This is a genomic window from Sphingomonas telluris, assembly GCF_022568775.1.
GTDB lineage: Bacteria > Pseudomonadota > Alphaproteobacteria > Sphingomonadales > Sphingomonadaceae > Sphingomicrobium > Sphingomicrobium telluris.
Genome location: NZ_JAKZHW010000001.1, coordinates 544,217 through 557,511, shown reverse-complemented (window position 1 = coordinate 557,511; position 13,295 = coordinate 544,217). Strand labels below are relative to the sequence as shown.

The 13,295-nt window shown below is 63.3% G+C and carries 14 protein-coding genes; 11 read left to right on the top strand and 3 right to left on the bottom strand.

Annotation, left to right across the window (positions count from 1 at the left end; translation table 11 throughout):
- The first annotated feature begins 41 nt into the window (after positions 1-41).
- Positions 42-713, top strand: coding sequence for a GcrA family cell cycle regulator (locus tag LZ016_RS02865; RefSeq protein ID WP_241445727.1), 672 nt, complete (start codon positions 42-44; stop codon positions 711-713).
- Here the strand turns inward: LZ016_RS02865 and LZ016_RS02860 are convergent.
- Positions 710-3,400 (bottom strand): alpha/beta fold hydrolase, encoded by a 2,691-nt coding sequence (locus LZ016_RS02860; RefSeq protein ID WP_241445726.1) that lies wholly within the window; start codon positions 3,398-3,400, stop codon positions 710-712. The two genes, LZ016_RS02865 and LZ016_RS02860, sit on opposite strands and share 4 nt — an antisense overlap.
- 310 nt (positions 3,401-3,710) lie before the next feature.
- Between LZ016_RS02860 and LZ016_RS02855 the strand changes: the two genes are divergently transcribed.
- The 3 genes from LZ016_RS02855 to LZ016_RS02845 all read left to right on the top strand — a co-directional run bounded on the left by LZ016_RS02855 (position 3,711) and on the right by LZ016_RS02845 (position 5,678).
- A complete protein-coding gene (locus LZ016_RS02855) occupies positions 3,711-4,613 on the top strand; it encodes a diiron oxygenase (RefSeq protein WP_241445725.1) in 903 nt (300 codons plus the stop codon).
- A 26-nt stretch (positions 4,614-4,639) separates the two neighbouring features.
- Positions 4,640-5,203 carry an OsmC family protein gene (locus tag LZ016_RS02850; protein ID WP_241445724.1) on the top strand — a complete coding sequence of 188 codons (564 nt, stop codon included), beginning with the start codon at positions 4,640-4,642 and terminating at the stop codon, positions 5,201-5,203.
- 76 nt (positions 5,204-5,279) lie between these two features.
- Positions 5,280-5,678 carry a hypothetical protein gene (locus LZ016_RS02845; RefSeq protein WP_241445723.1) on the top strand — a complete coding sequence of 133 codons (399 nt, stop codon included), beginning with the start codon at positions 5,280-5,282 and terminating at the stop codon, positions 5,676-5,678.
- A gap of 110 nt (positions 5,679-5,788) precedes the next feature.
- Here the strand turns inward: LZ016_RS02845 and LZ016_RS02840 are convergent, their stop codons facing one another.
- Positions 5,789-6,271: an Hsp20 family protein gene (locus tag LZ016_RS02840; RefSeq protein WP_241445722.1), complete on the bottom strand. Its 483-nt coding sequence runs from the start codon at positions 6,269-6,271 to the stop codon at positions 5,789-5,791.
- A gap of 184 nt (positions 6,272-6,455) precedes the next feature.
- On the opposite strand from LZ016_RS02840, the gene parE reads away from it, so the two are divergent.
- The 6 genes from parE to LZ016_RS02810 all read left to right on the top strand — a co-directional run bounded on the left by parE (position 6,456) and on the right by LZ016_RS02810 (position 11,210).
- Positions 6,456-8,450, top strand: a complete 1,995-nt coding sequence (gene parE / locus LZ016_RS02835; RefSeq protein ID WP_241445721.1) for a DNA topoisomerase IV subunit B — start codon at positions 6,456-6,458, stop codon at positions 8,448-8,450.
- An 803-nt stretch (positions 8,451-9,253) separates the two neighbouring features.
- Entirely contained in the window at positions 9,254-9,430 is a 177-nt protein-coding gene (locus LZ016_RS02830; RefSeq protein ID WP_241445720.1) for a hypothetical protein, read from the top strand.
- 149 nt (positions 9,431-9,579) lie between these two features.
- The gene (locus LZ016_RS02825) at positions 9,580-9,738 is read left to right on the top strand and encodes a hypothetical protein (RefSeq protein WP_241445719.1); all 159 of its coding nucleotides are present in this window, start codon (positions 9,580-9,582) and stop codon (positions 9,736-9,738) included.
- Positions 9,739-10,251: 513 nt separating this feature from the next.
- Positions 10,252-10,458 (top strand): cold-shock protein, encoded by a 207-nt coding sequence (locus LZ016_RS02820; protein ID WP_241445718.1) that lies wholly within the window; start codon positions 10,252-10,254, stop codon positions 10,456-10,458.
- A 53-nt stretch (positions 10,459-10,511) separates the two neighbouring features.
- Positions 10,512-10,673, top strand: coding sequence for a hypothetical protein (locus LZ016_RS02815; protein WP_241445717.1), 162 nt, complete (start codon positions 10,512-10,514; stop codon positions 10,671-10,673).
- A 348-nt stretch (positions 10,674-11,021) separates the two neighbouring features.
- Complete coding sequence (locus LZ016_RS02810; RefSeq protein ID WP_241445716.1) at positions 11,022-11,210, top strand: hypothetical protein; 189 nt, start codon at positions 11,022-11,024, stop codon at positions 11,208-11,210.
- 49 nt (positions 11,211-11,259) lie between these two features.
- On the opposite strand, the gene LZ016_RS02805 is transcribed toward LZ016_RS02810, so the two are convergent.
- On the bottom strand, positions 11,260-12,915 hold the full coding sequence (locus tag LZ016_RS02805) for a sulfatase-like hydrolase/transferase (protein WP_241445714.1): 1,656 nt from the start codon (positions 12,913-12,915) through the stop codon (positions 11,260-11,262).
- 147 nt (positions 12,916-13,062) lie between these two features.
- On the opposite strand from LZ016_RS02805, the gene LZ016_RS02800 reads away from it, so the two are divergent.
- Entirely contained in the window at positions 13,063-13,254 is a 192-nt protein-coding gene (locus LZ016_RS02800; protein ID WP_241445712.1) for a hypothetical protein, read from the top strand.
- The last annotated feature ends 41 nt before the right edge of the window (positions 13,255-13,295 follow it).

Below are 13,295 nucleotides of genomic sequence, written 5' to 3'. Positions count from 1 at the left end.
TCATCCCCCGCAAGACGAGCGATATTGGAGAAGCAAGTTAGATGTCCTGGACGGAAGAGCGGATCGAACGCCTGAAGGCGATGTGGACTGAAGGATCGACGGCCAGCCAGATTGCCGATGAACTTGGTGGCGTGAGCCGTAACGCAGTGATCGGCAAGGCGCACCGCCTCGGTCTCGAAGCGCGTCCCTCGCCGGTGAAGCCGGGTGAGGAAAAGGAAAAGCCGGTTCCGGCCGCCGCCGCTCCCGCGCCCAAGGCCGAGAAGGTCGAGCGCCCGGCCCCGCGCGCCGCAGCGCCCGCTCCTGCCCCCGAGCAGGCCGCGCCCGCTCCCGCGGCAGCGGCTCCGACGCGTTCGCCGCAGCGTCCCGCCAATCCCGACCTGCAATATCGCTCGATCGGTCCGGGCGGTTTCGTCCGCCAGGGTCCGGGCGACCAGCAGGCGCCGATCCCGCCGGCTCCGCCGCGCCGCCTCGTTCCGGCCAAGCCGAGTCCCGAGGTCGCCGACAAGACGAGCCTGCTCGAACTCAACGACCGCATCTGCAAGTGGCCGATGGGCCATCCGGGCGAGCCCGACTTCCATTTCTGCGGCGCTCCGTCGAACCCGGGCTTCCCGTACTGCGTGCAGCATTGCGGCGTCGCCTACCAGGCGCAGCTTCCGCGCCGCGATCGGCGTCCGCCCCCGCCACTTCCGTTCGGCGGTCCCCGGGTTCGTTAACCCCGCAAAAACGCCCTAGCCTGGCGCGTGAACTGGCGCCAGGCGGGTTCGTCGCCCAGCAGCACGTGGTTCGCGCTGTCGAGCTCGATGAAGCGCGCGCCCGCGATCGCCTCGGCGACCTGCCGGCCGACATGGACCGGCGCGTTGCCGTCCTTGTCGGCGTGAAAGATCAGCGTCTCCGCCTTGATCTTGGGTAGCTCGTCGCGGACGTCGATCATCGAGGCGAGCTGGATCATCTTCTCCATGTTCGGCACCGGCCCGAGCGTCTGGAAATGCTCGTTATGCCAGGCGATCAGCTCGTCGCTCGCGGACGGGAAGTAGAGCGTGATGAACATCTCTCCGAGCAGGCTGCGCCGGAAGGACGGCCGCTGGCGGTTCATCTCCAGCAATGACTCCCGAAACGCGATCTCCTGAGGATCCGCGCGCACGCGCCAGCCCGCGGCGAAGCTGTTGACCAGCACGAGCTTGCGCACCCGTTCAGGATGCCGCGCCGCATAGGCCATCGCGAACGCGCAACCGTGCGAAACCGCAACCAGGTCGAACCTCTCGAGCTGCGCGTGGTCGAGCACGACCTCCATGTCCCCGACCATGTCGTCGAACGTGAAGCTCGGCGTGTCCCAGTCGGAAAGGCCGAACCCGCGCAAGTCCATTCGGATTAGCTTCCCGAGCTGAACGGCGAACTCGTACCAGTGACCGTATACCGGGCTCGTCCAGTCGTGCTTCAGGTGAGTCATCCAGTTCGGCGCCTTGACGATCGGGAAGCCTGACCCGTTCGTCGCGTAGGCGATGCGGGCGCCGTCCGGCCCGTTGCACGTGTCGAATTCATCTTCCGAGCGCGTCCGGGTCGCGATCGCCGGCGCCGATGCTTCCCAGTCGCCGGAGTTCAGAAACTCGCGGGACACGCGCGTGAAGTGCTGCCAGGCGGCTTCCTTCTCCAGGATGATGTGGTTGTCGCCCTCAAGCGGGACGAAGGTCGCGCCCGGAATGTGCTTCGCCAGATTTTCCCCAGCCGCGAACGGCACCACCTGGTCGTCCTTCGAATGGAAGATGAGCGTCGGCACGCTGACCTTTGGAAGCAGGTCGCGGACGTCGATCAGCGACAGCGCACGCTGGAGCTTGACGGCATTGGCGGGCGAGCAGCTCACCTTCTGCATCTCGTTCCACCAGTCGACCTGCTCGCGGCTGCCGTCGGGAATGTAGAGGTTGGTGAAGATCTGGCGGTAGGTCGGATGGTCGGCCCCCCATCCCGTTTCGGTCAGCGTGATCAGCGCCTCGCGCCGCGCAATCTCCTCCGCGTCACCGCGCGTCGCCCAGCCCGCGGCATAGCCGCCGCAGATCAGCAGCTTCCGCACTCGGTCGGGATGGCGGACAGCATAGGCGATGGCCACCGACGCGCCCTGGCTGATGCCGAGCAGGTCGAACTTCTCGACCCCCGCGCAATCGATCACGCATTCCAGATCGTCGACGAAGGCCTCGAACGAGATCTCCGGCGTGTCCCAGTCGGACATGCCGTTGGCCCGCTCGTCGTAACGGATGAGTGTGTGGCCGGTCGTCAGCTCGTGAAGCCAGTGCCGCCACACCGGGCTCTTCCAGTCATGCTCAAGGTGATTGAGCCAGTTCGCCGCCTTCACCAGCGGCGGCCCATCGCCGACCGCAGAGAAGGCCAGCCGAGTCCCATCCTTGGCCGTGCAATAGCGAACGATCTGCTCGGGAAGTCCGCCGGCGGCACGTTCGGCGCGCTCCTTCGCCTCTTCCTCCATCCTCCGCCGCCACGTGGCGGGCGGCTCGCCATACTCGCGCTTGAACGCGCGCGTGAACGCCGCCTCCGAATTGAAGCCGACCGCATAGGCCACGTTCGCGGCATTCTGCTTGCCGTCGCGAAGCATGTTCGCCGCAACGCGCATGCGCCATTGGGCGCAGTACCGCATCGGCGGCTCGCCGATGAGCTCGGTGAACTTCTCGCCAAGGACAGTTCGCGAAACCCCTGCCTCGCGCGCGAGAGTCTCAACGTCGATGTCCTCGGCGTAGCGGCTATGGATGATCGACAGGGCCTTGGTCACCGCCGGGTCCGTCAGCCCGCGCAGCCAACCGCTGGCCCCCGCGGGAAGATGCTCGACATATTCCCGGACCGCCTGGGTCAGGAACAGCTCGGCCAGCTTTGCGACGACCTCGGAGGACGGATTCTGCTCGGCCAGGAAGCGCATCGACGTGTCGAGCCACTCAGCCTCCCCACCCACGACCTTCAGCGTCAGCAGAGGAGGAAGCGCGTCGAGGATCGGATGATCGCTGGTGTTCGCCGTTTCGAGGAAGCCGCACCAGACTTCCGCCTTCTCCCCGTCGGTTCCGGTCGTGACCCGGTGAACGCCCTCAGCCGTGACCCGGCTGATGTCGTTGGGATTGGCCGGCGGGATGCCGGAGCGGCTGGCCAGACGGTGCGGGTCGTTCCGCGGCAGGATCGCGATCGAACCCGCTTCCAGGGTCACCGGGGCCATCCCGTCCAGCTCGACGATCAGCTTGCCCGAGCGGACATAGTGATAGCTGACGAGCTTGTCGGGAACCGGGAAGAACGGCGTGAAGTGCCCGGGCGTGAATTCTGCGGCGACGCAGAAATCCCCGCTGAACTCCCCATCGACCACCACGCCTCCGCTGAGGCGCAGCGACCCTAGAATGTCCGACAAAACATCCATGAGCAGCCTCGCTGCGCATACGTATGCGGCGTTTCGATCAAGTTATCCGGCAAGCCGGTCATTTTAGCAATCCGCCCCCTCACGTAGAGAGCTGGCCATCGAGTTAGAGGAAATTCGAAGATTCGGAAAGCACCGCTTCCGAAGTCGGGACCTCATGTGCCTAATACCAAGGGGAATTGAAATGAATAACGACGTACGTTCGCGGACAATAGTTGTTCTATTCTTCGCGGTTGTCTCCGGAATGTCTGCTGTTGCGACAGCGGTTCTTCCTGCGATCCACGCCTAAGACTTCACCCGAAGGGAAATGAAGATGTATCACAACTTCAATTACGAGACGACGCTCGCGTCCTCACTTAAGGCGCAGTGGCAGCTCGACGACGTTCTTCGGACGGACCAGGAACTCGACTTCAGCCGCAACTTCATGCCGGAAAGCCTGGCGCGAACTGCGAATGTCGAAGGCCTGAACCCGTTCGAGCAGCGCCTGCTGAACCAGATTTCGGCGCACCAGTACCTGAGCATTTTCGGCATCGTCGAGGAGTTCCTTCTCCCGTTCGTGCTCGATCATGCCCGGCCGCATCTGATGGATGACGACTGGCTCGTCCGTGCCCTTCTCAACTTCGCCGGCGAGGAGGCCAAGCACATCCACTTGTTCAAGCGCTACCATACGGCGTTTGTTCGGGGTTTCCCTGTCGAGTGCCAGGTGATCGGACCATCCGAAGCAATCGGCAGGGAAATTCTCCGCCACGATCCGCTCGCGGTCGGGCTGGTGATCCTGATGATCGAATGGATGACGCAGGCCCATTACCTGGGCAGCATCCGCGACGATCAGGACCTCGATCCGCTCTTTAAGAGCCTGATGAAGTTCCACTGGATGGAAGAAGCCCAGCACGCGAAGCTCGACACGTTGATCGTGGACGCGCTCGCCGAAGGCCGCACCGCCGACATGGACAGGGTCATCGACGAGTTCTTCGAGATCGGCGCCTTCCTCGACGACGGATTGAAGATGCAGACTAGCTTCAATCTCGACGCGCTCGAGAAGGTCATCGGCCGCAAGCTCGATAGCCGCGAGGCGCTTCAGGAGCAGCAGCACCAGGCCGCACGCTGGACCTACATCGGCTCCGGCATGGTGCACGAGCGCTTCAAGGCAACGCTCGAGAGCATCTCGCCGAAGGCCGCGGCCCGCATCGCGGAAGCCGCTCCGCTCTTCGCCTGAACCTAATCAACCCAAGGAGAATAATGATGTTGGATACCGTCAAGAATGCGCCCGTGAACGGCCTGGACCTGCAGGCGCTCGGCGAAGTCGTCGAAGCGATCGAAGCGGATAAGTCGAAGGCCATCGTCGGCTTCGACGTGACCACCCGATGGCTTGGCCAGACCCGCAGCGAGACCATTGTCGAGGGCTTCACCCTGGCCGGCGAGCGCATACCGCGGAGCCACAAGATTGTCGCCGACGAGCCGCACGAGCTGCTCGGGTCCGATAGCGCGCCGAACCCGCAGGAGCTGCTGATGGCGGCGTTCAACGCCTGCATCACCGTCGGCTACGTGGCCGGCGCGGCGCTCAAGGGCATCACTTTGGACTCGCTGGAGATCAAGACCCGCGGCGAGCTCGACCTTCGCGGCTTCCTGGGCCTCAGCGACTCCGTGCCGCCGGGCTACCAGAACGTCGACTACGAAGTTCGCATCAAGGGTGACGGATCGGCGGAAGACTTCGCCGAGATCCACGAGACCGTGATGAAGACCTCGCCCAACTACTTCAACATGAGCCGCCCCATCAAAATGAACGGCTCACTCCGCGTCGGCTAGCCCCCACGGCCATCGCGGACGGCGTCACGGTCGAAGATCCTTCGCCGTGACGCCGACCCCAGAGGAGACAAGACCAGTGACTTACCTCGGACTGATCGAACGCAAAGAGACCTCTGCCCTGGAGCGCATCCTGCTCCGCCCGAAGTGGCAGCGCCGCGAACAGCCGAAGCCGGCCCATTCCGCGGCTGCCACGCACTTCGCAAGCACCTGCGCAGCCCTTGGCGGAACGACCATGCTCCGTGACCTGATGCCCGACATCGTGACGGTCAGCTTCGGTCCGAGGACTTCGGATATCTACGCGCGCCTCCGCGCTCGCGGCTGGAAGGCCGTCGGCAAGGGCGACTGGGGCGGCGAGCTTGTGCTGGGCGTGACCTTCGGCAGCGACCGTCAGGCGAGCCACAAGGCCGACGAGCTTGTCGACGCCCTGGTCCAGATCATGGGCGAAATGGAAATCGCGGAAACCCGCGTCTGGTGACCCCCCGCGCCGGCCGGCTCTCCCCTCACTCCCCAACGGCTGGCGCAAAACAAAGGCCCCGGAGCTCAAGCGAGCCCCGGGGCCTTCCCTTTGGCGCTCAAGCGCGCCGGTTAGGCGTTCTCAGCCTCCCGCTGCGCCTCGAGCGTCTGCTGCGAAGCAGGCTGCTCGCCGCCGATGCTGATCTTCCGGGGCTTCATCGCCTCGGGGATCTCACGCACCAGTTCGATCGCCAGCAGGCCGTCCTTCAGGTCTGCGCCGCGCACCTGGATGTGATCGGCAAGCGCGAAGCGGCGCTCGAACGAGCGGGTCGCGATGCCGCGGTAGATGTAGTCGGAGCCCTTGTTGTCGGACTCTTCCTTCTTCTTGCCGCTGACGATCAGCACGTTCTGCTGGGCCGTGATGTCGATCTCGTTCGGCTGGAAGCCGGCAACCGCGAGTTCGATCCGATAGTCGTTCTCGCCGAGCCGGATGAGGTCGAACGGCGGATAGTTCTCCTGGGCCTGGCCGGTTCCGCTGTTCTCGAGCATGTCGAAGAGCCGGTCGAAGCCGACGGTGGAGCGCCGGAACGGCGCGAAATCGAATGCACTGCGCATGTTTTATCCTCCTCTTGATGAGCAAGGGCGGAGGAAGCGGCCGAGGCCGCAGCCCCCGTCACCGGACCCGATTGGCGCCCGGCAACAATGATTTGGAATTGCCGTTTGGGATTTCAAGCCTGTGGAAAACAGGTCGCCGCAAGCTTGGCACGGCTGGAATCAGGGCCTTATAGCTGTCGCTCACATGGCCGACCTCTTCGCTTCCTCTTCCGCCACGCCTTCACCCGAAAGCTACGACGCTTCCTCGATCGAGGTTCTCGAAGGTCTGGAGCCCGTCCGCCGTCGTCCGGGCATGTACATCGGCGGCACCGACGCCCGCGCGCTCCACCACCTCGCTGCCGAGGTCATCGACAATGCGATGGACGAGGCGGTCGCCGGCCACGCGAGCCGGATCGAGGTCACGCTCGACAAGGGCAACCGCCTGACCGTGTTCGATAACGGCCGCGGCATCCCCGTCGACCCGCACCCGAAATATCCGGGCAAGTCGGCGCTCGAGGTGATCATGACCACCCTTCACTCGGGCGGTAAGTTCGAGGGCAAGGCCTACAGCACCTCCGGCGGCCTGCACGGCGTCGGCGTCAGCGTCGTCAACGCCCTCTCGACCGAGACGATCATCGAGGTCGCCCGCGACAAGAAGCTCTACCGCCAGGCCTTCTCCAAAGGTGTCGCCATCTCGCCACTGGAAGAGGTCGGCGCTGCTCCGAACAAGCGCGGCACCACCGTCACCTTCACGCCCGATCCGGAGATTTTCGGCGCGGAGAGCATCTTCGATCCGCTCCGCCTGCTCAGGCTCGTCCGTTCCAAGGCCTACCTCTTCGCGGGCGTCGAGATCCGCTGGCGGTGCGACCCGTCGCTCAGCTCAGCGGACGTTCCCGAACAGGCCGTCTTCCAATTCCCCGGCGGCCTCGCCGACAGCCTCGCCGAGCAGCTTGGCGACCGTCCTACCGTCACCAACCAGCCCTTCGCCGGCAAGCAGGACTTCCCCGCCGCCGACGGCGCCTCGCAGGGCAGCGCCGAATGGGCCGTCGCCTGGCCGCTCTATTCGGACGGCTCCGAAAGCTATTACTGCAACACCATCCCAACCCCCGACGGCGGTACGCACGAGGCGGGCCTCCGCGCCGCTCTTACCAAGGGCCTCCGCGCCTTCGGAGAGCTGGTCGGCAACAAGAAGGCGAAGGAGATCACCGCCGACGACGTCTTCAACGGCGTCGAGCTGATGCTCAGCGTGTTCATCCGCAACCCGCACTTCCAGAGTCAGACCAAGGACCGCCTCACCAGCCTCGAGGCCGCGCGCTTCGTCGAGAATGCGGTCCGCGACCATTTCGATCATTACCTCGCCGACAATATGGACCGCGGCCGCGCGCTCCTGGGCTCGATCGTCGAGCGGATGGAGGAGCGCCTCCGCCGCCGCGCGGAGCGCGAGGTCAAGCGCAAGACCCCCACCTCCGCGCGCAAGCTCCGCCTCCCCGGCAAGCTCACCGACTGCGCCAGCGACGACCCCGAAGGCACCGAGCTGTTCATCGTCGAAGGCGACAGCGCCGGCGGCTCCGCCAAGCAGGCCCGCGACCGCAAGACGCAGGCGATCCTCCCCATCCGCGGCAAGATCCTCAACGTCGCCAGCGCCACCGCCGACAAGATCCGCGCCAACCAGGAAATCGCCGACCTCAACCTCGCGTTGGGCTGCGGCACCAAAGACAAGTTCGACGAGGCGAGCCTCCGCTACGAGCGGATCGTCATCATGACGGACGCGGACGTGGACGGCGCCCACATAGCGACGCTCCTCATGACCTTTTTCTTCCAGGAGATGCCGGAGCTGGTCCGCCGCGGCCACCTCTTCCTCGCCCAGCCGCCGCTCTACCGCCTCACCGCCGGAGCCAAGACCCTCTACGCCCGCGACGACGCCCACCGCGCCGAGCTCGAAGCGACCGAGTTCAAGGGCAAGAAGGCCGAAGTCAGCCGCTTCAAGGGCCTCGGTGAGATGAACCCGAACCAGCTCAAGGAAACCACCATGGACCCGAAGACGCGGTCCATGCTGAAGGTGACGCTACCGGCGGCCTACGAGGACCGGCAGCCCGTCAAGGATCTGGTCGAGCGCCTGATGGGCAAGGACCCGGCGGAGCGCTTCAAGTTCATCCAGTCGCGAGCAAGCGCGGTGGATGAAGAGGAAATCGACGCTTAGCTTGAGCGCCTAAGCGGCGCTGCGAGATGCGTCCTGACCTCGAGGTCACGATTAGGTATGCACCTGCTGATGTGGTACAAGCACCGCATCGGGCGCCTTCCATTCGTGAGCCTGCGCCTGCCTGAGAGACAACTCGTCGTGCTCCCGCTAGCTGCGCTTGGAGCACCATCATGTCCTCTGAAGAAACGAATACTTTCGCATGCGCGCCCTTGAGGAACGTCAGCGAGCAGTCAATGCGGCGAGCCCTGTCGTCCGGGCGGCCCACCTGGAGTTCGCCAATAGGTACGAGAAATTCGCCGGTGAGCTGAATACCGCTGGCGAGATGCGCTCGTCTCTGTTGGCGGTCGCACGCTCCATGGACTTGCTCAGGAACACCGACGAGCTGGTGCGGGGCAATCACGACGGGGACCGAAAGATTATTCAGACATCCTAATGTGGGGCAATTTTCTATACGGCCCGCCGCGCTATGGGTCAGGCGAAATGCCTATCATAGAAACTCTCACAGACGTTACCCGCCTCGCTCGCGATCAATCGTACCGAGCAAAAGCGTGCAGCGCAGAGGCTCGCCAATCGGTGAAATTGGCGAAGCGTGAAACCAGAGAAATCGTGACGCGCTCAAGAGAGACGCTTGGTCTGAAGCTCTACCCGTACTGAACGAGAGTCTCAGGCCTGACGTTCTGCGCGCCGCTTTTACGCCTTGCGCCAGCATGCTAATAAAGCCGACCGAGTGAGCTACTTTCGCGAGCCTTCACCCGGCTGAGAGACATTCCGTGTGCTCCCGCTTGCTAAGCTTGGAGTGTGGGATGTCCGACGAAAGCGTGGGCGATTTGCGGCGGCACGCGGAACATTGTCGTAAAATGGCTCACCATTTTGCTGAGGGTCGAACAAGAACGATCCTTCTGACGATGGCAGACGAGCTGGATGGTCAAGCTGAAGAATTGGATATTCGGGCGCGTCCAGGCTGGCTACCGCCCGTCTAGGGTCTGCGCCCATCGCTACAATGCGTTGCTTAGTCGGCGTTAGGTGCGTCGCCACTTCCGTGTTATAAGCTATTCATCGCGCGGAGAATTATTCGTAGGCTCGCGCGGCTGAGAGACCAGTGCTCCCGCTTACAACGAGGAGCGCAATCGTGGATCTCAATTACCTTTATTTTCGTCAGCAGGTTTCGCAATTCAATGCGGACAACGCGGCGTGCGAGTATTCGCGCAGCGCTCACCAGCAAATGGCAGATGCGTACAGCGCACGGATCGCGACTGAGCGGCGACCGATGCTCGAGGTGCGGTCGTGACTCAGATGCCATCCAGAGTCGAGGCCGCTGATGATCTGCGTGAACACGCCGCATCTTGCCGCAGGCTCGCTCGCAGCTCCTCAACTGTCGGTGGATCGGTTGCGCTGAGGACGGTGGCCCATCAATACGAAGCTGACGCCGAGCGAATTGACCCATCGTTCCCGGTCTCCGTAGGCGCCGGGTCGTCTAGCGACTGGGACGCGCTGGTTCGGGTTCGCCTCGCCCTCAAGAGGCAGATGGCTTTTAGATATCCTCACAACGGCGTTAGGGGCTGAGAAGCTCCACGACCCGCGTCCAGGAGCATGGGATCACGGGCTCCGCAGGAACGCAAAGTGAAACTGTAACGTCGCATACGCCCGTATTCGCTAGTTTGCGCTCTTTGTGCTAAGTCATTGACGCTACTAGTCGCAATCGGTTGGTCTCAAGGCGCTTTGCGGCTCCTCCATTCCTTCTCTTCGCCTCTCCTAGCGCGAGAGGACTGGCTTTCGGTCCTCAATGAAAAGGAATGATCATATGCCGATCGGCACAGTAAAGTTTTTCAACGAGCAAAAGGGTTACGGCTTCATCGCGCCGGAGGACGGCGGCAACGATGCTTTCGTGCACATTTCCGCGGTTGAGCGTGCAGGCATGCAGACGCTCCAGAAGGACCAGCGCGTAAGCTTTGAGTTGGAGCAGGATCGCCGCGGCAAGGCCAGCGCCGTCAATCTTCAATCCGCCTAAGTCCCATGGCCTCTCTGACCGGAGGGGCCACATTTCCGCGCGAAGGAGCGTTCATGGAAAAGCACATCATCGAACGAGCGTACGAGCTCGCCCCAGAATGTCTGAACATCGAGGCGATCCGTACGGCCCTGCGGCACGAGGGCTACTCGAATGTCGACGCACATCTCGCCGGCCGAATGATCCGCGCTGACCTCACCAAGTTACTCAACCGCTAGTTCACGTTGGTCTGAAGCCCGCATGGTAGCCTATCGGCTCTACTGCCTAACCGACGAAGGGCACATAGCCTCCGCGGACTGGATCGTCGCGGAGAACGATGAAGTTGCTGTCCACGAGGTGCGACGGCTTCGTAAGCCACACAAGTGCGAGATTTGGTTCGAAGATCGGCTGGTTGCCGAGATCCCGGGACCACCCTGAAAAGCGGCCCAGGGTCACGCTAATGCTGGCTCGCGTCGCGCAGGAGTTCGCACCGATTCAGATGGAATAGTCGCTGCCGCAACGACTGGCTCACTCACCTCAATCAGTAATCGGAACTCCGGCTTTGTTGCACGATTGTGCGCTCTGAAATGGAACCCGATCAGAACTATTTTGCCCGACGTTCTCGCGAAGAGTGGATCGCTGCTCGATTGGCCATCAACCCCATCGCCCAATCGAGGCATGTCGACCTGGCCATCCGGTACGAGGAACTGGCTGTGCGCGAGGACGCGCTGTCGCTGGTGCGCTTGAACGCGGCGAGCGCCACGCCGAACTGGTGAGATACCTGTTCGAGGCGGGCCTGGAACCTGATGCGCGTTAGTCGCGCGCTCAGTTGGGCCAGTAGACATACTCCTGGCCCGGCTTCCACGGTGCGTTGGCGGGGACATCGATCCGGATGGGCTCCTCCAGCAGCGCGGGCCACAGCGGCTTCGCCAGCTCGCGGTCGTGAGCTGCGAGCTCGGAGCGCAACCGGGCAACCATGTCGGGGCGTCGTAATGACAAATCGGTTCGCTCGGTCGGGTCCGCGCGGAGGTCGAACAGCCAGATGCGCGACGGATTGCGGGAGACTTGCAGCTTCCAGTCGCCATCGCGCACCGCTTCGTACGTGCCGGAACGCCAGAACAGTGGACGGCTCACGGGCGTCCCCGCCTGACGCGCGGCGATGAACGGGAGAAGGTCGACGCCGTCGATCCGCCGTCCGCGGGGCAGCGTCGCTCCGGCCGCTGCTGCGAGCGTGGGCAGCACGTCAATGTGCTCGATCGGTATGTTCACTCGCTGTCCCGGCGCGATCCTGCCCGTCCACCGCATGAAGAACGGAACACGGATTCCCCCTTCGAAGAACGTCTGTTTCCAGCCCCGATAGGGTCTGTTGATGTCTGGAAGGCCCGCGTACCAGGCGCCGCCATTGTCGTTCGTGAAGATGACGATCGTATCGCGCTCGAGGCCTTGGGCCTTCAGCTCAGCGGTCACCCTCCGCACTCCGCGATCGAGCGCCCGGATCATCGTAGCGTAGACCCGCGTGCGTTCGTCCCCGATCGCGTCGAGCGCATCGTAGTCGGCCTTGGCGGCCTGGAGCGGCGTGTGCGGCGCGTTGTAGGCGAGATAGAGGAAGAAGGGACGATTGCGATTGGCCTTGATCGCGGCGACCGCCTGATCGCTAAGATAGTCCGTCATATATTTTCCGGCGTGGAATGGCAGACTGCCGTTGAACTGAACGCCATCGCTGAGAGCCAGCCACAGGAAGCGGTCCAGCGGGTCACCGGGCAGCTTGGCGTTGATGGTCGTCTCATCGGGCGCATATTTGGAAGCGGCCGCCATGAAGCCCAGACTCTCGTCGAAGCCTTGGTCTTCGGGTCGCATCCCGGATGCCTCGCCCAAATGCCATTTGCCGATGTGGAGAGTGTGATAGCCGCGCGATTTCAGTAGCTCGGCAATCGTCACCTCGCTTGCCGGCATGCCCATTCGTTCCATCGGTGGCGTCAGCGCCTCCAGGTCCGCATGATAGATCGTCGGATGCGGCCGGTTCTGCGGGGAATAGCGCGGCACATATTTCGCGAGTTGGTCAGGAACGGCCGTGAACTCGAATCCGAACCGCTGCGGATAGCGGCCCGTGAGCAGCGCGGCGCGCGACGGCGAGCAGGTCGCATTGGCCGAATAAGCCGTCGTGAAATCCGCACCCTCGCGGGCAATGGCGTCGATGTTGGGCGTCGGAACCACGCCGCCTGCCACGCCGGTGCCATGGCCTTCCGCGGTGAGGTCGTTGATGCCGAGATCGTCGGCAACAATCAGGACGATATTCGGTGGGCGTTCCCCAGCGGGAGGCTTCGCCGGCCCCTCTTGCCACTGCACCGCGCGGTTCGCGGCCACCGGATGCATGAAGCGATAGGCCAGGACCATGATCTGCACGGGCCAAATCTGCCATGCCGCAGCGGCTGCGATCACGGCAGCAAGAAGAAGCAGGACCAGGGTCTTTAACCGCTTCACCGCCTGGCCGTAGCGAGAGCGCGTTCCCGCTTGAAGTTACAAATTCTGGTGCACTGGCACACGCCACCTTTAACGTAAATCACTGAAATTTAGCGGGAAGGCGCGTGAACCGCGTGGGTCTGCGAACGTTCATCGTATTGAAAGCAAATGGGTCAGTTGCAGGAGGAAGTTTTGCCGAGAGAGCTGATCGATACGGGAACAGACAAGCGCTACGTACGCCGTGACAGCGAGGGCCGTTTCAAGGAATCGGACGATGTCGGGCGCAGCCTTGCCCAGGATCAGAAGCGCGATTCAAAGACCAAGCCGAAACGCGGCGAAGGCGACAAGGGTGATCGATGAATGTTCCGGCAATCCAGGATGACGGCCATGTGGGTTTCGGC